Origin of the sequence: Aliagarivorans taiwanensis DSM 22990 (genome assembly GCF_000429505.1) — a bacterium.
GTDB classification, from domain to species: domain Bacteria; phylum Pseudomonadota; class Gammaproteobacteria; order Enterobacterales; family Celerinatantimonadaceae; genus Aliagarivorans; species Aliagarivorans taiwanensis.
Genome location: NZ_AUBZ01000005.1, coordinates 87,971 through 109,931, shown reverse-complemented (window position 1 = coordinate 109,931; position 21,961 = coordinate 87,971). Strand labels below are relative to the sequence as shown.

General features: G+C 50.8%; 22 protein-coding genes. 19 read left to right on the top strand and 3 right to left on the bottom strand.

Going from position 1 to position 21,961, the window contains the following annotated elements; genetic code table 11:
- The first annotated feature begins 13 nt into the window (after positions 1-13).
- The 18 genes from G462_RS0105280 to ppiC all read left to right on the top strand — a co-directional run bounded on the left by G462_RS0105280 (position 14) and on the right by ppiC (position 18,098).
- Positions 14-760 carry a heme ABC transporter permease gene (locus G462_RS0105280; RefSeq protein ID WP_026958069.1) on the top strand — a complete coding sequence of 249 codons (747 nt, stop codon included), beginning with the start codon at positions 14-16 and terminating at the stop codon, positions 758-760.
- A gap of 1 nt (position 761) precedes the next feature.
- Complete coding sequence (gene ccmD / locus G462_RS0105275) at positions 762-968, top strand: heme exporter protein CcmD (RefSeq protein WP_026958068.1); 207 nt, start codon at positions 762-764, stop codon at positions 966-968.
- Positions 965-1,459 carry a cytochrome c maturation protein CcmE gene (gene ccmE / locus G462_RS0105270; protein WP_026958067.1) on the top strand — a complete coding sequence of 165 codons (495 nt, stop codon included), beginning with the start codon at positions 965-967 and terminating at the stop codon, positions 1,457-1,459. Before ccmD ends, ccmE begins: the two co-directional genes overlap by 4 nt.
- A 9-nt stretch (positions 1,460-1,468) precedes the next feature.
- Positions 1,469-3,478 carry a heme lyase CcmF/NrfE family subunit gene (locus tag G462_RS21795; protein ID WP_051326546.1) on the top strand — a complete coding sequence of 670 codons (2,010 nt, stop codon included), beginning with the start codon at positions 1,469-1,471 and terminating at the stop codon, positions 3,476-3,478.
- Positions 3,475-4,005, top strand: coding sequence for a DsbE family thiol:disulfide interchange protein (locus G462_RS0105260; RefSeq protein ID WP_026958066.1), 531 nt, complete (start codon positions 3,475-3,477; stop codon positions 4,003-4,005). The genes G462_RS21795 and G462_RS0105260 overlap by 4 nt, the downstream gene beginning before the upstream one ends.
- Before the next feature lie 2 nt (positions 4,006-4,007).
- Positions 4,008-4,466 (top strand): cytochrome c-type biogenesis protein, encoded by a 459-nt coding sequence (locus G462_RS0105255; protein WP_026958065.1) that lies wholly within the window; start codon positions 4,008-4,010, stop codon positions 4,464-4,466.
- The gene (gene ccmI / locus G462_RS0105250; protein ID WP_026958064.1) at positions 4,463-5,719 is read left to right on the top strand and encodes a c-type cytochrome biogenesis protein CcmI; all 1,257 of its coding nucleotides are present in this window, start codon (positions 4,463-4,465) and stop codon (positions 5,717-5,719) included. The genes G462_RS0105255 and ccmI overlap by 4 nt, the downstream gene beginning before the upstream one ends.
- Before the next feature lie 52 nt (positions 5,720-5,771).
- Positions 5,772-6,524 carry an MlaA family lipoprotein gene (locus G462_RS0105245; protein WP_051326545.1) on the top strand — a complete coding sequence of 251 codons (753 nt, stop codon included), beginning with the start codon at positions 5,772-5,774 and terminating at the stop codon, positions 6,522-6,524.
- Positions 6,525-6,784: 260 nt separating this feature from the next.
- On the top strand, positions 6,785-7,786 hold the full coding sequence (locus G462_RS0105240; RefSeq protein ID WP_026958062.1) for a response regulator: 1,002 nt from the start codon (positions 6,785-6,787) through the stop codon (positions 7,784-7,786).
- Between the two features lie 335 nt (positions 7,787-8,121).
- Positions 8,122-9,222 carry a UDP-N-acetylglucosamine--undecaprenyl-phosphate N-acetylglucosaminephosphotransferase gene (gene wecA, locus G462_RS0105235; protein WP_026958061.1) on the top strand — a complete coding sequence of 367 codons (1,101 nt, stop codon included), beginning with the start codon at positions 8,122-8,124 and terminating at the stop codon, positions 9,220-9,222.
- A gap of 266 nt (positions 9,223-9,488) precedes the next feature.
- Positions 9,489-10,394: a sulfate adenylyltransferase subunit CysD gene (gene cysD / locus G462_RS0105230; protein WP_026958060.1), complete on the top strand. Its 906-nt coding sequence runs from the start codon at positions 9,489-9,491 to the stop codon at positions 10,392-10,394.
- An 84-nt stretch (positions 10,395-10,478) separates the two neighbouring features.
- The gene (gene cysN / locus G462_RS0105225) at positions 10,479-11,900 is read left to right on the top strand and encodes a sulfate adenylyltransferase subunit CysN (RefSeq protein WP_026958059.1); all 1,422 of its coding nucleotides are present in this window, start codon (positions 10,479-10,481) and stop codon (positions 11,898-11,900) included.
- A complete protein-coding gene (locus tag G462_RS0105220; RefSeq protein ID WP_026958058.1) occupies positions 11,900-13,627 on the top strand; it encodes an SLC13 family permease in 1,728 nt (575 codons plus the stop codon). Before cysN ends, G462_RS0105220 begins: the two co-directional genes overlap by 1 nt.
- Before the next feature lie 32 nt (positions 13,628-13,659).
- Positions 13,660-14,268: an adenylyl-sulfate kinase gene (cysC, locus tag G462_RS0105215; RefSeq protein ID WP_051326544.1), complete on the top strand. Its 609-nt coding sequence runs from the start codon at positions 13,660-13,662 to the stop codon at positions 14,266-14,268.
- A 9-nt stretch (positions 14,269-14,277) separates the two neighbouring features.
- The gene (locus G462_RS0105210) at positions 14,278-15,237 is read left to right on the top strand and encodes a DHHA1 domain-containing protein (protein ID WP_026958056.1); all 960 of its coding nucleotides are present in this window, start codon (positions 14,278-14,280) and stop codon (positions 15,235-15,237) included.
- 61 nt (positions 15,238-15,298) lie between these two features.
- Positions 15,299-16,465 carry a nucleotide sugar dehydrogenase gene (locus G462_RS0105205; protein WP_026958055.1) on the top strand — a complete coding sequence of 389 codons (1,167 nt, stop codon included), beginning with the start codon at positions 15,299-15,301 and terminating at the stop codon, positions 16,463-16,465.
- Between the two features lie 185 nt (positions 16,466-16,650).
- Complete coding sequence (gene rfbB, locus G462_RS0105200) at positions 16,651-17,721, top strand: dTDP-glucose 4,6-dehydratase (RefSeq protein WP_026958054.1); 1,071 nt, start codon at positions 16,651-16,653, stop codon at positions 17,719-17,721.
- A gap of 95 nt (positions 17,722-17,816) precedes the next feature.
- Positions 17,817-18,098: a peptidylprolyl isomerase PpiC gene (ppiC, locus tag G462_RS0105195; protein WP_026958053.1), complete on the top strand. Its 282-nt coding sequence runs from the start codon at positions 17,817-17,819 to the stop codon at positions 18,096-18,098.
- Here the strand turns inward: ppiC and G462_RS0105190 are convergent.
- A complete protein-coding gene (locus tag G462_RS0105190; protein ID WP_157378560.1) occupies positions 18,095-18,349 on the bottom strand; it encodes a hypothetical protein in 255 nt (84 codons plus the stop codon). The two genes, ppiC and G462_RS0105190, sit on opposite strands and share 4 nt — an antisense overlap.
- 229 nt (positions 18,350-18,578) lie before the next feature.
- On the opposite strand from G462_RS0105190, the gene G462_RS0105185 reads away from it, so the two are divergent.
- Positions 18,579-18,758: a hypothetical protein gene (locus G462_RS0105185; protein WP_035476812.1), complete on the top strand. Its 180-nt coding sequence runs from the start codon at positions 18,579-18,581 to the stop codon at positions 18,756-18,758.
- A gap of 53 nt (positions 18,759-18,811) precedes the next feature.
- On the opposite strand, the gene torD is transcribed toward G462_RS0105185, so the two are convergent.
- Both torD and torA read right to left on the bottom strand, forming a co-directional pair.
- The gene (gene torD / locus G462_RS0105180) at positions 18,812-19,453 is read right to left on the bottom strand and encodes a molecular chaperone TorD (RefSeq protein ID WP_051326543.1); all 642 of its coding nucleotides are present in this window, start codon (positions 19,451-19,453) and stop codon (positions 18,812-18,814) included.
- 35 nt (positions 19,454-19,488) lie between these two features.
- Complete coding sequence (torA, locus tag G462_RS0105175) at positions 19,489-21,954, bottom strand: trimethylamine-N-oxide reductase TorA (RefSeq protein ID WP_026958049.1); 2,466 nt, start codon at positions 21,952-21,954, stop codon at positions 19,489-19,491.
- Positions 21,955-21,961: the final 7 nt, after the last annotated feature.

Below are 21,961 nucleotides of genomic sequence, written 5' to 3'. Positions count from 1 at the left end.
AGTAGGCGATATTATGTGGAAATGGTTGCATCCCTATGCAAAACCCGAAGCAAGCTTTCGTTTAGCTGGTGCCTTTGTGCCGTGGTTTACTGCACTGGCGGTGCTGTGCTTGAGTATTGGCACGGTTTGGGGGTTGTTGTTCGCGCCTTCTGATTATCAGCAGGGCGATAGTTTTCGGATTATCTATGTGCACGTGCCAGCGGCCATTCTCTCCATGGGGGCCTATCTGACCATGGCCATTGCCGGCTTTATCGCGCTGGTGTGGCAGATCAAACAGTCTGAAATCTACGTGGCAGCGGTGGCGCCCATTGGTGCCGGCTTTACCTTTATTGCATTGCTTACCGGCGCGGCGTGGGGCAAGCCCATGTGGGGCACTTGGTGGGTGTGGGACGCCCGTTTAACCTCCGAGCTTATCTTGCTGTTTTTATATCTCGGCGTGATTGCCCTGTACAACGCCTTTGACGACAAAGCCTTAGCCGGACGCTCTGCCAGTATTCTCAGCTTGGTCGGGGTGATCAACCTACCGATTATTCATTATTCGGTGGAGTGGTGGAATACCTTGCACCAAGGGGCGTCAATCACCAAGTTCGCCAAGCCATCCATCGATAGCGCCATGTTATGGCCACTGCTAATCAACATCGTTGGCTTCGGCGCGTTCTTGGGTGCGCTAAGCCTGGTTCGTTTTCGCACCGAGTTGCTCAAACGCGAGCAGCGGCGGCCTTGGGTTAGGCAGTTATTGTTAGGCACGGGAGAGGCCTGAGATGCAGTTTGATAGTTTTGCAGATTTTGTGGCGATGGGCGGTTATGGCTTTTACGTTTGGTTGTCATTTGGTTGCACCTTACTCACGTTGGGAGCGGTTGTAGTCGACAGTATTTTGAAACGCCAGGCGCTTACCCGCAGTATTTCCCAGATAAAAGCAAAACAAGACAGGATGTTAGCGGCAAGAGAGGTTAAAGAACGGCTATGAACCCTAGAAGAAAACAGCGTTTGCTGGTTGTAGTATCTATTGTTGTCGGTTTGGGCTTTGCCACAGGTTTGCTGCTCTATGCATTGCAACAAAATATCGATTTGTTCTACACCCCCACCGAACTGGTTCAGGGTAAAGGACCTGAAAAGGTAAAACCGGAAGTTGGCCAGCGTCTGCGTATTGGCGGTTTGGTGTTGCCCGGCTCAGTGGCCCGCTCGCAGACCAGCCTAGAGGTGAGTTTCGACTTAATCGACGCCGGAGGCGGTATGGTCACCGTCGCTTACGAGGGGATCCTTCCCGATCTGTTCCGTGAAGGGCAGGGGATTGTCGCAACTGGCGAGTTGGTTGCAGCCAACCGTATCCAAGCTCATGAAGTGTTGGCCAAGCACGACGAAGAGTACATGCCACCAGAGGTCGCGCAGTCGCTCAAGGGCATGGAACATTTCAAACCCGAATATACCGAGCAACAGTTGCACGGCTCCGCGCAGTAGAGGCTTCTTATGATTCCAGAGTTAGGACACTTTGCGCTTATTGTCGCACTGGCGGTGGCGATTCTTCAGAGCGTCTATCCGCTATGGGGGGCCTCGGCGAATCGGCTCGGTATGATGAACCTGGCTCGGCCACTGGCGTTGCTGCAGTTCCTTTTAGTGCTGCTTTCACTAGTGGTGCTTTGTAATGCCTTCTTAGCCAACGATTTCTCGGTGGCCTATGTGGCCAACAACTCCAATAGCCAACTTCCATGGTACTTCCGCTTGTCGGCGGTGTGGGGCGCCCATGAAGGCTCATTGCTGCTGTGGGCCGCGATCTTGGCGGGCTGGGGCGCTGCTGTAGCAATGTTAAGTCGCGGGCTGCCTATAGAGGCGGTTGCGCGGGTACTAGCGGTGATGGGTATGATCTGCGTCGGCTTCTACGCCTTTATTCTTTTCACTTCCAATCCCTTTGAGCGGACCTTGCCGTTCTTCCCCATCGATGGACAGGACTTGAATCCACTGCTGCAAGACATCGGGCTGATCATTCACCCGCCGCTTTTGTATATGGGTTATGTGGGCTTCTCGGTTGCCTTTGCGTTTGCCATTGCGGCGCTGCTGGCAGGTCGGCTGGATTCGACTTGGGCACGTTGGTCACGCCCCTGGACGATGGCTGCGTGGGTGTTCCTTACGTTAGGCATCGCGCTGGGCTCATGGTGGGCCTATTACGAACTTGGTTGGGGCGGTTGGTGGTTCTGGGATCCGGTTGAGAATGCCTCGTTTATGCCTTGGCTGGTCGGTACTGCGCTACTGCATTCATTGGCGGTCACCGAGAAACGCGGTGTGTTTAAGGCATGGACTGTGCTTTTGGCTATCTCTGCTTTCTCCTTAAGTTTGTTGGGTACCTTCTTGGTGCGCTCTGGCGTGTTGGTGTCGGTGCATGCCTTTGCTTCCGACCCAGAGCGAGGGCTGTTTATTTTGGGCTTCTTACTGGCGGTTATTGGTGGTTCGTTAACGCTGTTTGCCGTGCGAGCCTCTCAAGTAAAAAGCCGAGGCAGTTATGAGCTGTTCTCTCGCGAAACACTGCTGTTGGTGAACAATATCCTACTGGTAGCGGCTTTGGTGGTCGTGCTGCTCGGTACCTTGCTGCCATTGGTTCACAAAGAGTTGGGGATGGGCAGTATCTCCATCGGCGCGGCGTTCTTTAACCGTATGTTTTCCTGGATGATTGTACCGTTTGCCTTGGCATTGGGCATTGGCCCGCTGGTACGTTGGAAGAAGCAACAGTTTGGCCCCTTGCGCAAGCAACTGGCCCTTGCCTTTGCTGTCAGTGTATTGGTGCCGCTGTTACTGATGGTGGTATTCGCGCCAGAGTTTTATTGGCTAGCCTATATGGGCTTGGTATTGGCCTTTTGGGTGATTGTGTGTAGCGCTCTCGAGGTATGGCTGCGCGCTACTCATCGTCATACCTTCTGGCAGGGGGTGACCAAACTGGGCCGCTCGCATTGGGCGATGGTCTGGGGGCACATTGGTTTAGCCGTCACTATCATCGGTGTAGCGATGACCAGTCATTACAGCATCGAGCGCGATCTAAGAATGCTACCGGGCGATAAAGTGGATTTCGCCAGCTATCAGTTCACCTTCCGTGAGGTTAACCAGCTTCAGGGCGCCAACTATCAAGGACATGTGGGCATTATCGATGTTCAGCGCAAGGGGCAGCCGGTTGCCACACTAGAAGCGGAGAAGCGTTTTTACACGGTTCAGCGCAGCATGATGACAGAAGCGGCGATTGATGCGGGGCTTTGGCGAGACTTGTATGCAGCCTTAGGCGAGCAGTTACCCGGCGGTGCCTGGGCGGTGCGTATCTACTATAAACCGTTTGTCCGTTGGATTTGGCTGGGGTCGATTTTTATGGCGATTGGTGGAGGCTTTGCTTTAGCCGATAAACGTTACCGGTTTAAGCGAACCAGCGATCAAAGCAAGGTTGATGAAAATCCCGGTGGGAATAAAGAGAACACTCGCTTAGAGGAGTCTCAGGTATGAATAAGCGTCTGCTGTTGTTTCTGCTGCCACTGATTTGTTTTTTGGCAATCATTCCATTTTTTAAGTCTGCTCTGAACTCTGATCCTACTGAGTTGGAGTCGGTATTGGTGGGTAAACCGGTGCCGCAGTTTGAGCTTCAAGATATCTATGAGCTGGACAAGCAGCATCATAGCAATATCTTTGAGGGCGAGCCGCTATTGCTGAACGTATGGGCGACCTGGTGCCCGACCTGCCGGGCCGAGCATGAGTTTCTAAACACCTTGGCTGAGCAGGGTGTGAAGATCATCGGCCTGAACTACAAGGATGATCGAGGAAAGGCGATTAACTGGCTGGCGCAACTAGGTAATCCTTATGTCATTAACCTTTATGATGAGAAAGGGCTGCTGGCACTCGATCTTGGCGTATATGGTGCGCCGGAAACCTACCTTATCGATAGCCAGGGAATCATCCGCTACCGCCATGTTGGGGATGTTAATGCCCGAAACTGGCAGCAGGAGTTAGCGCCAATTTTTAGTGCAATGGAGTAGCTATGCGGGTTCTCGTTTTTTTACTTGGGCTAATTAGCTCTGCAGCGTTCGCTGCCATCGACGTTTACGAATTTGATAGCGAGCAGCAGGAAGCCTTGTTTCGCGAACTTACCCAAGAGCTGCGCTGCCCGAAGTGTCAGAACAATAATATTGCTGACTCCAATGCCGGGCTCGCTCAAGACTTGCGCGAAAAGACCTACCAACTGGTGAAGCAGGGTAACGATAAGCAACAGGTGCTGGACTACATGGTCGACCGCTATGGCAACTTTGTGCGCTACGATCCGCCGCTAACGCCTGCGGTGCTGATATTGTGGCTATCGCCCTTGCTGGTGATTGTGTTTGGCGGGATCTACCTGCTGGGCCGAAATCGAAACTCAAGCTCGAATGAGCCGCTAGTTGAAGAGGGCGAGCGTGAAAGACTTGCCAAGTTGATTGAACAAACGGAGCGAGACAAACAATGATGGTTTTTTGGATAGTCTCTATAGCATTGCTGGTGCTGTCAGGTCTGGTATTGCTACTACCGCTGTTCAAGCGACAAGAAACAGGTATTTCTCAAACCAAACTCAACCAGACCCTTTACAAAAATCGCTTAAATGAGCTGAGTGAGGAAGATGCCCTGGGGCTAGCTGACGACAGCCAGCAATTGGTCAGCGAGCTGCAATATAACCTGCTCGATGATGTGATCGACGAGCCTGAATCTGCGCACCGCAACGTGAATGTGTGGCAGCTAGTGCCAGGTTTGGCGTTCTTGGTTGTGGCAAGTGTTGGCCTGTACTTCTATCTGGGGGCAAAAGAGCAGGTCACACATTGGCAAGCGGTGCAGCAGCGCCTGCCGGAGTTGAGTGAGCGCATACTCAGCGGCCAAAGTGAGGTCAGCGATCAAGAACTGCAAGACTTTGCACTGGCCTTACGCAGCAAGCTGCAAGCGGAGGGAGATGATCCTCGCGGCTGGTTTATTTTGGCAAAAGTCGGGCAAGCGCTTAATCGTCTGGACATTATGACCGACGCCAGTGAAAAGGCGCATCGCCTGCAGCCGAACGACCCCAGTATCATCGCTGTTTACGCGCAATCGCTGCTGTTTAGTGGCGACCCAAACGACCGTGCTCGCGCAGAACGCATGTTAGTGCTAGCGTTACGCGAGAATACACAGAGCTTGGAGCTGTGGTCGATGTACGCGTTCTTGGCTCTCGAGCAGCAAGACTACGCCAGTGCCATCGGCCGTTGGGAGCAAATGCTTAGCCTGCTGGAGCCCGGTTCTCCGCGTGCCGAGGTACTACAGCAAAGCATCGAGTTTGCCCAAGCTCAGCTAGCGGAGAGTGGGCAAGATGCCAGCGAGCAAGCCCCAGTGGCGGCTGCGCCGGTCGCCAGCTCGGGGCCTAGTTATACCATCACTGTGGATGTTGATCAGGGCTTGAGTGTTCCATCAAGCAGCTTCTTGTTCGTTTACGCCAAAGCCGTCAATGGCCCTCCGATGCCAATCGCTGCGCGCAAGGTTGCAGCGCCAGTATTTCCTGTTACAGTAACGCTCTCTGATAGCGACAGCATGATGGAAGGCCTGAAGTTATCCCAGCAGGGCGATTTCTTCATCACCGCCCGCTTGTCCTATGATGATAATGTGCAAACTACCAGTGGCGACTGGGAAGGAACCAGTGATCCTGTGGCACAAGGCGAGGCAACACCCATACGTCTAACCATCGATCAGCTGCTGCCCTAAGGTGTTCAAGCGGTGCAAAGAGGCTCCGCTTTCAACGGTCAAAGGATGACTAGTGTTACGTCGTATTCTTATTCTGACAGTGTTTTGTTGGTTTGCTCCGGCCATTGCCGATGAGCAGGCTTCTCTTCAGCAAGAGGGCTTCTCCGACCCATTCGAGGGGTTCAACCGCTACAGCTGGCAGTTTAACTATGAAGTGTTAGATAAGCCATTGTTTCGCCCAGCGACCCATGCCTATGCCCGCCATGTTCCCTTCGGTGTTAGGGAGTCGGTCAACAATGTGATTCGAAATCTCGAAGAGCCTGCTAGCGCTATCAATCACTTGCTGCAGTTAAACCCACAGGGGGCGGCTAACAGCGTTGTGCGGTTCTTGTTTAATTCTACTTTCGGTATCGCCGGTATCTTCGACATTATGGGATGGAGCGGCGTGCCGCGCGATATTGCGGAGTTCAGTGACACGATGGGTTACTACGGCGTCCCAGATGGCCCATTTTTGATGATCCCGGTATTTGGTCCTTCGACAGTGCGTAACGAAGTGGGCGACTTTATCGATGGATTCGCCTCTCCGTTGTCGTTAACCTGGGCTGAGCGGATCATTCGTTGGGGCTTTGACGGATTGTATAAGCGCGCTGCTGTGATTGACCAAGAGCCGTTGCTCGATAACTCACTAGATAGCTACACCTTTATCAAGGATGCGTATCTACAGTACCGGCTTTACCGGTTCTATCGGGGGAAACCACCCACCGCCGAGCAGAGTGACATCGATGCAGCCCTTGACGATTACCTAGATGAAATTGATAACTTTTAGCCTTTGCCTCCAAATTAAGCCAGAACAACCAGATATTGCTGGTGGTTCAGTGACCATATAACTGATATCTTCCTAGTTATTGGTAAAAATCGTCAGTTTAGCCTCCTATTGACTAAGCTTTAGCTTAGAAGTTCAGTAAAAATCAAAGTTTTGACTGGTATTTGAGCAATTAGACTCATTGTTCGGCACTAATACTAGCGATAAGTATCTGGTTCACATATAGTTTTTGTGAGAGTTATGAGGTTAGGCTACAACGTTCCATGGAATTAGGTGACATCCCCCCGCTAGATGGCATTTCAGTACTTATCGTTGAAGACGAGTTAGTGTTTCGCCGTCAGCTCTCGGCATTTTTAACAAAGCTTGGTGCGGCTGTGACCGCTGCTGGTGATGGGTTAAGCGGTTTGGAGTTACTCGGCCTGCAACGCTTTGACATAATTCTGCTCGATGTAGTGATGCCCCAACTCGATGGTGTCGGATTTTTGCAACGCGTTTCGCCGCCTCAAGTACCCGTGATTGTTATATCGGGCAAAAGTAACTTAGATGACTTACGCAAGGTAATGACTCTGGGAGCTAGCGACTTCTTGGTTAAACCAATTGCTGATTTTAATGAACTCGCAACCACTATTCTCACTGCGATATCCGACAAAGAAGACACAGAGTTACAGCTTGAATTAGCTGAGTTGTCAGATCATAAGCAGGCTCTACGTGAGCACGATTCTCAAGCTACCAGAGTGTTTAATGACCTACAGCCTGTTGAATCAGCTATGCTAGCCAACTATTTCTACCATTATCAGGTTGTTGGTTACTCATTGCTGCCCCTGTTTGGTCAAGTGGGAGAAAACCGAATTGCTGTCGTGGTATTAGACCTGAGCACTCTCGCTCAAGACGCCGTGATAGCTGCTGTGATTGCTAATGGGTATTTTCAAGACCTGTGGGAACGCTATGAGAAAGGCACCGACAAGCGTGCCGAGCTTCCAACAGAGGCGCTAGGGGGCCTAAATCGAATTATCTGTGGTGCTGATTTAAAAGCCCCTCTTTGCTGCTTTTACGCATTGTACAATAGTCACAGCGTCACGTTCGCGAATGGTGGCGTACTTGGGTTAGAGGCCCCGTTCCAAGATTTTTATCCAGATCTACCACTAGGCTCGAGCTTAAGGGAGACTTGGGATACCCACATGTACGAGGTACCGTCTTCTTCATTGGTCATATCTAAGCACAACCTGATTAACGACAAGTTGAAAATTAAGTTACTTCCTTCTTGAGAATGCTGGACAACTTGCATCAAGCTAAGACTAGCTAATTGTCTCGTATTTTGGCAGGGTGGTGATAAGTCTTTGAATTAGTTGGAATGTGTGTTAGTTGCTGACTAGTCTGGGCGGAAAGGTTTTAGCCTTCTGTGGCAGGTACTTCCAAGGATCATACAGACAATGTAGGTGATCTGAGTTGATGTAAAAGCCTAAAGTACATCAACGGACGATGATATTTTGTGCGACTATTCGCCGTAGGGGATTACTTTTGTCTGCTCTTTTGTTATTGTTGCGCCAATTATATGCCGCTTCGTACATTGGAAGTTAGAAGCAAGTTTCATGAGGTTTTAATGGTATCCTCCATATTTTCCTTGGTCATTGCTTATCTTTGTACCTATTCTTCGATTAAGCTTTTAAAGCCCGTCGCTCTTCGGATAGATCTTGTCGACCGCCCAAACTCTAGAAAGCTCCATAATGGAGCTGTTCCATTAGTTGGTGGAATATCTGTGTTTTTGGGACTTTGCGCGGGTTTACTAGTTGTAGAGCAACCTTTCCAGCACAGTACTCTCCTTTACGTGATCGCTTCAGCGGGTATGGTAACGATTGGAGTTATCGATGACAAAAGGGACTTGCGTGTAAGCACCAGAATCTGGGGGCAGCTATTAGCTGCTAGCATTATGGTGTTCGCATGTGGGCAAAGTATCTCAGAGGTAGGTAACCTATTTGGTCAGGGCTCAATAAGCTTGGGAGTGTTGTCTGTTCCCTTTACCTATTTGGCAGTCTTAGGGGCTATTAACGCTTTTAATATGGTAGATGGGATAGATGGATTAATTGGCGGATTGACAATAAGTTCAGTAATGTCAATGTCTATTCTTTTTCTATTGGCAAACCAGTCTCCTCAGGCGATGTTTTGCTTGATATTGGCGTTTGCGATACTGCCTTACTTACTGTTCAATCTTTGTCGAGCCGACCACCCCAAAAAGCGAAAGATTTTTATGGGGGATGCCGGCTCGATGTTCATTGGTTTGACAGTTGTATGGCTGCTTTGTATCGGTAGTCAGGGGGATGCAGCTGCTTTTTCTCCTGTCACCGCGCTTTGGATTATCTCTCTTCCCCTTATCGATATGGTTGGCGTAATGCTTAGGCGGCTGCGAAAAGGTCAATCACCATTCTTGGCTGACAGAGATCATTTGCATCATATTTTTCTGCGGGCAGGGTTTAACTCAAAGCAGACTCTAACCGTGATCACTTTGGCTAGTGTTGCTTTGGGTTTAGTAGGAATTGCTCTTCAGATAACTGGAGCGCCAGAGTCAGTATCTTTTGTCGCTTTTATTGCTGTTTTCGCTATGTACAGTTACGGACATAAGCACATATGGCAAGTTTTAAAAGTTGTGCGGAAGATAGACGCTGTAAAACGACTACGCCGCCAGAACCGTATTCAGTATAGGTAGGCTTGCAGGCTGCCGTAGGCAAAGCGGCAGGTTCGTGCTTTAGCTTATTGAGCGCCCGTCCCTGGGTTGTAGATTTGCGCGTAAGAGGATTTGCATTTTTACGCGTCCTGTCATCTACTCTGCTTGGAACAGCGATAAAACCGCTCATTCGTTTGTCGTTATTCGTTTTGGCTCTAAAACATACTGATTTCATTTCAAAATACTATGGCGTAAAGGATCTACTTCACATATTCTGGCTTCAACGGACAAGGAGAACCAGAAGCTTTATGAACAGTTATGACCTTACCCACCTAAAAGCTCTCGAAGCAGAGAGCATCCATATCATTCGTGAGGTTGCCGCTGAGTTTGACAACCCAGTCATGCTGTATTCCGTCGGAAAGGACTCTGCGGTAATGCTTCACTTGGCCCGTAAGGCCTTCTACCCCGGGAAGATTCCTTTCCCGCTCTTGCATGTCGATACCGACTGGAAATTCAAAGAGATGATTCAGTTTCGCGATCGCATGGCCGAGGACTACGGCTTTGAGCTGTTGGTCCACAAGAATCCCGAAGGCCTAGCCCAGGGCATTGGTCCCTTTACTCACGGCAGTGCGGTTCATACCGACGTGATGAAAACGCAAGCGCTAAAACAAGCGTTGGATAAGTATCAATTTGATGCAGCTTTTGGGGGCGCGCGCCGCGATGAGGAAAAATCGCGCGCGAAAGAGCGTGTTTATTCGTTTCGAGATAAGAGCCACCGCTGGGATCCTAAGTCTCAACGTCCTGAGCTTTGGAACACCTATAACTCCAAGGTACACAAAGGCGAGAGCATTCGGGTGTTCCCGCTTTCTAACTGGACCGAGCTGGATATTTGGCAATACATCTACTTGGAAAACATTGAGATTGTTCCGCTGTATCTTGCTAAAGAACGTCCTGTTGTCGAACGCGATGGTACCCTGATTATGGTCGATGACGACCGGATGCCAGTGGACCCAAGCGAAATCCAACAGAAAATGGTGCGCTTTAGAACACTAGGTTGCTATCCACTTACCGGAGCCGTTGAGTCTGAAGCGACTACGCTACCTGAAGTGATTCAGGAAATGCTTCTTACCAAAACCTCTGAACGACAGGGACGGGTTATCGACCACGACAGCGCGGGGTCGATGGAGAAGAAGAAAATGGAAGGCTACTTCTAAGCCCAGAAGCTATTCCCACCACACCATAGATTATTTGCTAGTGCCACATGGCGCTAGCGGGATGAACAAAGTCCGGAGGATTTGATGTCTCATCAGTCAAGTTTGATTGCGTCTGATATACAGGAGTATTTGGCGCAGCACGAAAGAAAACAACTACTTCGCTTATTAACTTGTGGCAGTGTAGATGACGGTAAAAGCACCCTAATTGGTCGTTTGCTGCATGACTCGAAGATGATTTTTGAAGACCAGCTCGCAACCATCAAGAATGATAGCAAGCGCTTTAATACCACCGATGGTGAGTTTGATTTGGCTCTGCTGGTAGATGGCCTTCAGTCGGAGCGAGAGCAGGGCATTACCATTGACGTCGCCTATCGTTATTTTTCTACCGACAAGCGTAAGTTTATTATCGCCGATACGCCGGGGCATGAGCAGTATACTCGTAACATGGCGACCGGGGCCTCTAATTGCGAGCTCGCGATTTTGATGATTGATGCTCGCTATGGGGTGCAGGTGCAAACCCGTCGTCATAGCTTTATTGTCTCTTCGCTGGGCATCAAGCAAGTGATTGTGGCTGTGAATAAGATGGACTTGGTGGACTTCTCTGAAGAGCGCTTCAATGAAATCAAAGAAGAGTATGAAGCGTTCGCAGCGAATCTAAACATTGAAGACATCAAGTATGTTCCAATCTCTGCGTTAAATGGCGATAACGTGGTTGAGCGTAGCGAGCAAAGCGCGTGGTATCACGGTGATACACTAATGGGCATGCTTGAGAGCGCGCCGATTACCTCCGGTCTTAACTTCGACGACTTCCGTTTCCCAGTTCAATATGTGAATCGACCAAACCTCGATTTCCGCGGCTTCTGTGGCACGATTAGCTCGGGTATTGTGCGTAAAGGTGATGAGGTTATGTCGTTGCCTTCAGGTAAGGTTTCCAAGGTGAAGAGCATCGTCACCTTCGACGGTGAACTCGAAGAGGCGTATGCCCCTATGGCGGTGACCTTAACTCTGGAAGACGAAATCGATGCGAGCCGCGGTAACATGTTGGTGCATACCAACAACCAGCCAGAGGTCAGCTCTGCAGTAGAGGCGACCATTGTGTGGATGGCTGAAGAGCCGATGATTGCCAACAAGCAGTATGACTTTAAGTTGGCCAGCAAAGCAACTGCAGGCTCGGTCGAGAGCATTGACTATCAAATCGATGTGAATACCTTGGAGCAAAAAGAGGCGGTTCGCCTTAACTTGAACGAGATTGGTCGCTGTCAGGTGCAGTTCAACCAAGACGTGTGCTTTGACCCTTACGACAAAGTGCACGGTACCGGTTCGTTTATCATTATCGATCGCATTACCAACGTCACCGTTGGTGCGGGTATGATTGTCGGCAAAGGTCGCGAGTCAGAAAAGAGCTCATCGGCTCACTTCTCTGCCTTCGAGCTGGAGTTAAACGCGCTCATCCGTAAACACTTCCCGCATTGGGATGCGAAGGACCTTCGCGACTTCCTCAAATAATGGACTTCGATGTAGTCTTGGTGCTGGCGACCTTTGTCGCCACCATCATCGGATTAGTCCGTTTTCAGCAGTACCCCGCCCATGTCTTCGGTGCATTGCTGCTGTTTTTACTTGCCAGCGGCCTAGTTGGTGAGGAAGCTATGCTGCGCAGTATGGCAAACCACGGTCTAGTTACCTTGGTGCTGCTGATGATTTGCTCGTTGGCGCTAGAGAAAACGCGCTTGCTGCGTGTGGTCACCGCTAAGATTATCCGACCTGATTTTCGCTTAACCTGGCTAAAGCTTTATGGCTCGGTGACTTTTCTGTCGGCGATACTCAACAACACCGCGGTGGTTGCAACCCTGCTGAGTCCGATCCGCAACAATCCTTATCACCCCTCAAAACGCCTGTTAATACCCTTATCGTTTGCTGCGATTTTTGGTGGCACGCTTACCTTGGTGGGAACCTCTACGAACTTGATTGTTAACTCAATGTATCTCGAGACGACAGGGGAGAGCCTGAGCTTTTTTGACTTCACTCTAACCGGCTTAGTGATTACCGTAGTCTGTGGTGGCGCATTGTTTTTGTTTTCAAAAAGTTTACCCAATCAAGGGGTTCAAGAGGGGGACTTCCATCGCTATTTTGTTGATGCCAAGGTCCAGCCTGAGTCTAAGCTGATTGGGCAAACGGTGGAGCAAGCAGGGCTGCGCCATCTTGAGTCATTCTTCTACGTGGAGATCGTTCGGGATGGACGCCTTATCAGCCCGGTATCTCCTCAACAATTGATTGCTGAGGGTGACAGGTTGGTGTTTGCTGGTGATGTGAAAAAGCTTATGCAGCTCACGCAATTCGAAGGTCTTAAGCTGTTTGCTGACCAGAATGGTTTACTCGGCTCCAACCTGCGTGAAGTGGTGGTGCGCGAAGAAAGCGTGCTAGTGCGTAAAACCCTAAAAGATATGGGCTTTCGAGCGCGCTTCGATGCAGCGGTGGTGGCCATTCGCAGGAGCGGAGAGCGGGTCTCGGGCAAATTGGGTGACTTCAAGCTACGCGCTGGTGATTTCTTGGTACTGGCTGTGGGGGATGACTTCGATGGCCGGCAGAACCTCGATAAGAACTTTATCATGCTGACCGACGTTGAAGCGGAAAGCCGCCTGACCGGCTGGCGAGAAACGGTCGCAGTTGGAGGCTTTTTAGCTGCAATTGCCGCATCTGCAGTCGGGCTTATGAGCCTGCTAAAAGCGACAACGCTGTTGCTTGGAGTGCTGTTTGCCACCCGCTGTTTAACGCCGAACGAGGCATTGCGGCGTTTTCCTTTGACTATTTGGCTGATTGTTTCGACTTCACTGATGCTGTCATTTGCTCTTATCGATACGGGCTTGATCCAACAGCTCTCAAGTCAACTAGATGGAAGAGTAGGGCCTGAGCAGGCCATGCTTGCCTTGGTAGTGATCTACTTTCTGACCTATGGGCTTACCGAGTTGGTTACCAACAATGCTGCAGCTGCATTGATGTTTCCCATCGCTTATGGGGTTGCGCAGGGGATGGGGCTCAATCCACTAACCTTTGTAATGGCGGTGGCTTTTGCGGCCAGCTCGAGCTTTATAAATCCCTTTTCTTATCAGACAAACCTGATGGTGTTTAACGCAGGGCGTTACAAACTAAAAGATTTTGTGAAAGTGGGTCTGCCGATCTGTTTGTTTTATAGCGCTTCGGTATTATTGACTCTTCCGGTAATTTTCCCGTTCTAGTTCGTGGCTTTAGGATCCAAAAAGGAATGACTATGGATAACATCAGTGAAAATGTGGTCTGGCACGACCACAGTGTATCTCGCGATAATCGTATTGAAGCCAAAGGCCACCGGCCCTGTGTATTGTGGTTTACCGGCCTAAGTGGCTCAGGTAAGTCGACGGTAGCTAATGCTGTGGATCATCTGTTACATAAGCAAGGCGCTCATACCTACGTACTGGATGGGGATAACATTCGCCACGGCCTCAATGGCGATCTGGGTTTTACCGATAAGGACCGAGTGGAAAACATTCGTCGAATCGGTGAGGTGTCTAAACTGTTCGTGGATGCTGGACTAATTGTTTCTACGGCGTTTATCTCACCGTTTAAAGCAGATCGTGAGCTTGTTCGAAAACTTTTGGGAGAGGGAGAGTTCTTTGAAGTGTTTGTGGATACCCCCATCGAAGTTTGCGAGCAGCGCGATCCAAAAGGCCTCTATAAGAAAGCGCGAGCCGGTGAGATCCGCAACTTTACCGGTGTCGATTCTGCCTACGAGTTGCCTGAATCACCGGATATTCATATCAAGACTACTGAGCACGATATTGAAGGTTGTGCCCAGTTGGTTCTGGACGCTCTCCGTAAAGCTGGCGTAATTGGCGCTTAAGGGGGCCAAGTGACCTACATCGATGTTTTTAATGGCGACGCCGATGGTATTTTGGCGTTGCTACAACTGCGCCTCGCAGAGCCTCGTAATAGCCGCTTAGTGACGGGCGTAAAACGCGATATTCAACTGTTGGACAAGCTTGATTTTGATGGTGAAGAAGTGATCACCGTGCTGGATATCTCCATGGAGAAAAACCAACAGGGCTTGAAACGCGCACTCGCAGCGGGCGCCGAGGTGAGTTATTTCGACCATCACCGACCGGGCGAAGTCCCGGTTGACCCAAGGCTCTCCGCTACTATCGATATGAATCCTGAAGTGTGTACCGCATTGCTGGTAGACAAGCACTTAGGCGGGCAGCATCATCTTTGGGCGATTACCGCTGCTTATGGCGATAATCTGATTGCAGTGGCGGATCGTCTATCTGAAGAGGCCGGGCTAAGTAAACAGCAAGCTCAGCAGCTAAAAGAGTTTGGCACCTTGATTAATTACAATGGCTATGGTGCCAGTGTTAGCGATCTCCATTATGAGCCTGCTGAGTTATTTAAAGCCTTACTTTCTTTCTCCAACCCTTTTGATGTAATTGCCCAAGCTGATTCACCTTATCATCGCCTCAAAGATGCTTACAGCGAAGATATGGCTAACGCGCAAGCACTGGGACTGAGCTATCAGTCTGAGTGGTTAGAAGTATGTACGTTGCCTAATCAGCCCTGGAGCCGCCGCGTTAGCGGTGTGTTGGGAAATGAGCTCGCTAATCAGCAGCCAGAGAAGGCTCATGCCGTGTTTACCGAGCTGGGGGATGGAAATATGTTGGTTAGTTTGCGCGCACCACTGGTGAACAAGACCGGCGCAGATGAGATTTGCTCCTCGTTTGCAACGGGGGGAGGGCGTAAAGGGGCCGCAGGGATTAACTCCTTGCCGAAAGAAGAAATTCCTAGGTTTATCCAGGCAGTTGAAGCAAAATACAAGTAATGCAGATAAAAGAAAGCCGATGTCGAATCGGCTTTCGCACGTTTGATAGACTGGAAAAAGTATGAACATAACCGTTGTCGGGACAGGCTATGTAGGCCTGTCTAATGCTGTTCTTTTGGCGCAGAAGAACCCTGTTTTCGCATTAGATATAGACCCTGATAAGATTGCGCTTCTAAACCAAAAAAAATCGCCGATTGTCGATGCCGAGCTTGAGCAGTATTTACAGTCCAAACCGCTCTCTTTAACCGCCACAACTGACAAACAACTCGCGTATAAAAATGCTGAGTTGGTTATCGTCGCAACGCCAACCAATTACGATCCTCAAACCAACTTCTTTGACACCTCCTCAGTGGACGCAGTGATTCAAGATGCTAAACAGTTAGCTCCAGATGCACTGATTGTAGTCAAATCGACGGTGCCTGTGGGCTTTACGCGCGATGCGCGGCAGCGCTTTGAGCATAATAACGTCATCTTTTCTCCAGAGTTTCTACGTGAAGGCCGCGCACTGTACGACAATCTGCACCCATCGCGGATAGTTGTGGGAGAGAAAAGCGAACGAGCAGATACCTTCGCCCGCCTACTAGCCAGCTGTGCAGAAAAGCAAGACATCGAGATCTTGCTCACCGGCTCCACTGAAGCAGAGGCTATCAAGCTGTTCGCCAATACCTACCTAGCAATGCGGGTAGCCTATTTTAATGAGCTCGATAGCTACGCTGAGACCCATGGCTTGGATACTCGCCAAATCATCCAAGGGGTAGGGCTCGACCCGCGTATTGGCACTCACTACAACAATCCATCGTTTGGCTACGGTGGTTACTGTTTGCCCAAAGACACCAAGCAGCTGTTGGCCAACTACCAAGATGTACCCAATAACTTGGTTCGCGCTATTGTCGATGCCAATACCACTCGGAAAGACTTTATCGCGGAATCCATAATTAAACGTAAACCTAAGCGGGTAGGTGTTTATCGCCTGATAATGAAAGCTGGGTCTGATAACTTCCGTGACTCTTCGGTACAAGGCATTATGAAGCGCATCAAAGCCAAGGGCATCGAAGTAGTGGTGTATGAGCCTGTGCTTGATCAGTCAGAGTTTTTTCACTCCCGGGTTGTAACTGACTTGGGCGAGTTTAAAGCGGAGTGTGATGTGATTGTGGCTAATCGCTTGGTAGATGAGATCCGTGATGTAAGCGAGAAGGTGTATACTCGCGACCTGTTTGGTAGCGATTAAGCGCATCCATGGGTGCACTCCTTGATGATGAGGAGTGCAACCTCTCACTCAAGTCCACAGTTCACGATCTGCCGTATCGTCACCAATTTGACGTGTTTCCTTGGGCACATAGATTGCTTAGAATGACAGTATTGTCGTTTAGTCCCCAGCGTTGCTAGCAAGAGCGGCAGGGGGTAATGGAAAGCATGAACATTTTGGTCACCGGAGGAGCCGGGTTTATTGGCTCCGCATTTATTCGCCACGTCATAAACAGTACTCCCCACAGCGTTATTAACCTTGATATGCTGACCTATGCGGGTAACCTTAGCTCGCTGCAAAACGTTAGTCGCTCTTCCCGTTATCAGTTTGTTCAAGGCGATATAGCGGATGAGCGGTTGGTCTCTAGTTTGCTCACAACGCATAGCATCGACAAGGTGATTAATCTGGCGGCAGAAACCCATGTGGATCGCTCGATTGATGGTCCAGCTGCTTTTATGCAGACCAATATTATGGGGACTTATAGCTTGCTCGAGGCCTGCCGGAAGTACTGGCTTTCTCTTTCTTCAGGCGCACGAAAAGCGTTTCGCTTCCACCATGTATCCACCGATGAAGTGTTTGGTGATTTGGCCAGTGATGCGCCGGGCTTTAGTGAGGCAACCCCCTACGCGCCGAGTAGCCCATACTCTGCCTCTAAGGCCTCAAGTGATCACTTGGTGAGAGCTTGGCATCGCACCTATGGTCTCCCGGTGGTACTCAGCAACTGTTCAAACAACTATGGGCCGTATCAGTTTCCTGAAAAGCTAATCCCCCACATCATCCTCAAAGCCTTGTCGGGTCAAGCGTTGCCGGTGTATGGTGATGGTCAGCAGATTCGCGATTGGCTACATGTTGAAGACCACGCTGATGCGTTGTACCAAATCTTAACTCGTGGGCAGGTGGGCGAGAGCTACAATGTGGGTGGGTTAAATGAAGTGTCAAACCTGACTGTTGTCGAATCTATCTGTGATGTGCTGCAGCAGCTCGTACTGAGCGGAGAGGACAAGCTAGACTATCGCCAGCAGATTAGCTTCGTTGAAGACAGGCCCGGCCATGACCGGCGCTATGCGATTGATGCAAGCAAGATCTCCAGCGAGCTTGCTTGGGTGCCGAAACATGACTTCGCGACAGGTTTAGCCAACACGGTGAGTTGGTACTTAGACAATCAAGATTGGTGGGCTCCCTTGCTTTCCGATAGCTATGCGCTGCAACGCTTGGGCGGTAGTAAGCTAAAACGCTAGCTACTACACGGTAGTAGCGGCCCCAGAGGGTTTTAACTTGCGCGGCTGCTTACACAACGCTAGCATCGCGCTTTTGATTCTCTATAGGTGGCAACATGGCAAACCGCGCTGCAGCATTACACATTCTGGTAAAAACTCGTGAAGAGTGTCTGGCGATTAAAAAGAAAATCGACAAAGGTGCGTCTTTTCAGGAGATGGCCAAGCGTCACTCTACCTGTCCGTCTAAAAAGAAGGGCGGGGATCTCGGTGAGTTTCGCCGTGGGCAGATGGTGCCTGCGTTTGATAAGGCGGTATTTTCAGCAAAAGAGCTTACCGTGGTAGGGCCGGTGAAAACTCAGTTTGGTTTTCACCTAATTAAGGTGCTCTACCTTAATTAGCAGAACAGAACCAATAACAGGCGCAACAGGGAGTAGGCGCCTCTTAACAGAATCCCACCCAGCACTAGCAGCATAGCGCCTAATGCTACCTCCATTAGTGGATGCCAGCGTAGATCATCAACCCCCACACTTGCGGCAACCAGCAACACACCGAGAATAAAGCTCATCAGTATCGGGTTGCGGTGTTCTTGCAGATTGTTCTTCCCTGAGAGGGTGAGCATTTGTGGGTTTCTTCTAAGTTGTTGCGGCATTTAGGTCTTCCGGTGTTGCAAAGATGTACATCGTGTAACAACTGTTTGAGTGTTTAGTATCTAATTAGTTCATGTCATTTTTATTTCTTTAGAGAAGAACAGCTGAGCTGTGGGAACTATTCGCAAACTAGGCTAAAGCTTGAACGTTGCCAGCCGATAACAAGCTACCCAAGCGTTCACAGTTTAGCTAGCGCTCTGGGTAACATGCATTTGATTGATTGGAGATATCATGCAAGTAGGTGGTTCATCCGTAGCGCAAGCGCTAGAAGTTAAGTCACTGCAAATGGCACAAGGTCGTCAGCAACAAGAAGGCGCCGCAGCACAGGAGCTGATTGCAGCATCTGAGCCTCAGGCACCCAAGCCTTCTTCTAACCTTTCACTAGGTCAGAACGTTGATCTGATGGCGTAAGCGTGTCAGCCAAGCAAAAGCAAGCCCAGCGATATGCTGGGCTTTTTTGTGAGTTACTCTTCTTGAAGCAAACTGAGATCGAGTTTGACGAACTCATACAGTAACAGTGAGAGTGCGGCGTAAAGGCCAGTGTGTTTTTGACAGGCTTCACACCAAGGCTTGAGCGCAGGGAGCAACAGTGTTGTCACCAAATCCAGCTGGGCGGTAAGCGCTTGGCGACTTTCCAGGCTCTTGATAGCGAGGTTGCCCATAAGATCCAACACAATGGCGAAGTGATCGGCAGGCTCGTTGAACTCAAGGGTGATACCCAGCTGCCATTGGCTAAGCGCTTCGAGCATCTGTTGGTGAGGCTCTTGGTACATCAATGCGCTGTCATTGGCATATAAGCTCGCATAGGGTGGGGCGGAGCTGCGATGGTCGCCGAGCAGGGTTGCCGCGTAGTCGGCGGCCAGCTCTAACTGCGGGTCTTGCATTACCCTTAGTTTTGCCAGCTCTTGGCTTACCTTCTCACAGGCCGGGCGAAGACTGGGTTCGGTGGCCAGTTGACTGAGTAGCGAGCTCCCTTGCTCAGAACAAAAAGCCTGTAGCTGTTCGTTGGTGAGCTCTCGGATCAGCAGTGATGAGAACCACCAGTACAAACCGGCGCGTCCTTCCATGGCTTGCTTTATCGCTTGTTGCTCTAAGTTTTTTTCCATCTATAAGGCCACTGTTTTTTAGGGCAATCGTTTACTTAAGTCGGGGCTACTTCACTCGGTCCACCGAAGGCGGTCACAGCGGGCGCAGTACCTTGGAACTTCTCAATGCTGACCAAACAGGTGTTGGCCGAGGTTGCCTGCGCCAGCTTGGAGCTACCAAGGTCGAGCGTCACGGTATTGGGATCGCCATAGGTGTCTAGTGCGCCCATTTTCTCATCCTCAGGCCCATACCAAGCCCCTTCATGGATGCGCACGACGCCTTGAGGGTAGTTGTCGCTAACCACTGCCCCGGCAACTAGTTGTCCCCGGTCATTGAACACCCGCACCAAGTCGCCATCACTGATGCCGTATTGCTTGGCATCTTGTGGACTCATATAGACTGGCTCGCGCCCTTGTACGGCATAGCGTTCGCGCATCGGCTTGGATTCGCACATCTGTGAGTGGAGGCGGTAGTCGGGGTGGCAGGACTGCAGCCACAGTGGGTGCTTGTCTGAGCCTGGGCCGCCGTGGGAGCGTTCGGCTTTCTCCATCCAGGTGGGATGACCTTTGCAGTCGTCGTAGCCGAAGCTGGCGATCTTGCGGCTGAAGATCTCGATAAAACCGGACGGGGTACCGAGCGGATTAATCTCTGGGTCTTCGCGAAATGCGGCATGGTGTACGTAGTTGTTCATACCATCGAACAGCACGATGCCATCTTGCCAGAACTGCTTGAACTCCGGCATCACATAGCGGTCTTTGTTGGCTTCCCTGCACTCTTGGTAGAGTGACTCCACCCATTCCATCTCATCCATGCCCCGGGTGTACTGCTTGTGTTTGTCAAAGCGGCGACATAGCTCGGTCATTATCTCGAAGTCGGTGCGGCTTTGATAAAGCGGATCAACCAGCTTGTGCATGGCTATGACGCCGCGCACGGAGTATGAACCGTACACATCGATATCGTTACGCTCGAATTGCGTGCATGCAGGTAGCACGATATCAGCATGGCGGCAGGTGGCGGTCCACGCAAAGTCGATGGCAACCACCGTTTCGAGCTTCTCGAACGCTCGCTTCATACGGTTGCGGTCCTGATGGTGGTGCCAGGGGTTATTCCCTGAGAACACCATCATCTTGATATCGGGTAGGGTAGAGGTTGTGCCGTTGTATTGAATCTTTTTACCCGGCTCGAGGATAGCATCCACCCAGCGGGCGACCGGAATGGTCGAGCTGTAGCCCTGGTAATCGCTGTTTTGATGGACTCGGTCTTCGGGCCGATCGGGATTAAGCGGAAACGCCCCCGGTGCACTGGCGCCGGAATATGGCACGCCAATTGAGCTGTAGTGGTGGGCGTAGCTTACCCCGCCACCGGGCAGTCCAATCTGACCGAGCATCGCAGCAAGGATTGCTCCCATCCAGTAGGGCTGTTCGCCGTGTTGCTGGCGTTGTAGCCCCCAACCAAAAATCAACTGGGTGCGCTCTGCTGCCATTAGTCGCGCCAGCTCTTTGATGCGCTCTGCATCAACCCCACAGATCTGGGCCGCCCATTCGGGGGTTTTGGCGATCTTATCTTCTCCTTCGCCCATCACATAGGGGATGAAATCCTCAAAACCGAGGGTGTAGGTGTCGAGGAAGTCTTTATCGTGCAGCTCTTCGCTGTAGAGGGTATGCGCCATCGCCAGCATCATGGCCACATCGGTCTGTGGATGAACGTATTGCTGCTCGCAGTTAAGTAGGTGCTGGGTCTTGGACTTTACCGGATCGATGGAGATAACCCGGATGCTGCCGTCGGCCACTTTGGCCTGCAGCTGCTTGAGGTAATCGAAGCTTTCGTGGGTCTCGCAGTTCCAGCCTACTTGCAGGTTTTTCGCAAGATCGGTGGCCCACAGGACGATGACTTTGCTGTTTTCCAGAATGAGTGGCCACGAGGTGCCTTGGGCATAGACCTCCGTAGAACCGGTTACGTAGGGCATAATGGTCTGCCCGGCTCCGGTGGAATAATCGCCCACCTTGCGGATGTAGTTGCCGTGCATGCCCACCGCGCGCTGCATATGGTTATTGCAGCTGTGCATTTGTCCGGTCTGCCGCCAGCCGGTTTGGCCGGCGTGCAGGGCCCAGGGGCCGTAAGTGGTTTGTATGCGCTCTAGCTCTTGGTAGAACAGATCCAATGCTTGGTCCCAAGTGACCCGAATAAAGCGGTTGTCGCCACGAGTGCTCGGCTTGGCTTTGCCGCGGTTCTTGTACCATTCATAGCGCACCATGGGATAGCGGATCCGCGATGAGCTGTAGATAATCCCCTTGATGCCTTCGATCATCTCGGTGGGGTTCTGGTCAAACTCCAAGGGCTTAATCTCTACCACTGTGCCGCCAGCGATGCGTGCGCGAAAGGCGCCCCAATGCGAGCCGCTAATCTTCCAGGTCTCTTCAGCCGCTTTGGCGCTAAGTGGTGCTAACAGGCTGGGGCCCACCATGGCGGCCCCGCCGCTACCCAGAATCCCTTTGAGAAAACTACGTCGTGAAAGTGCCATAGTGTGC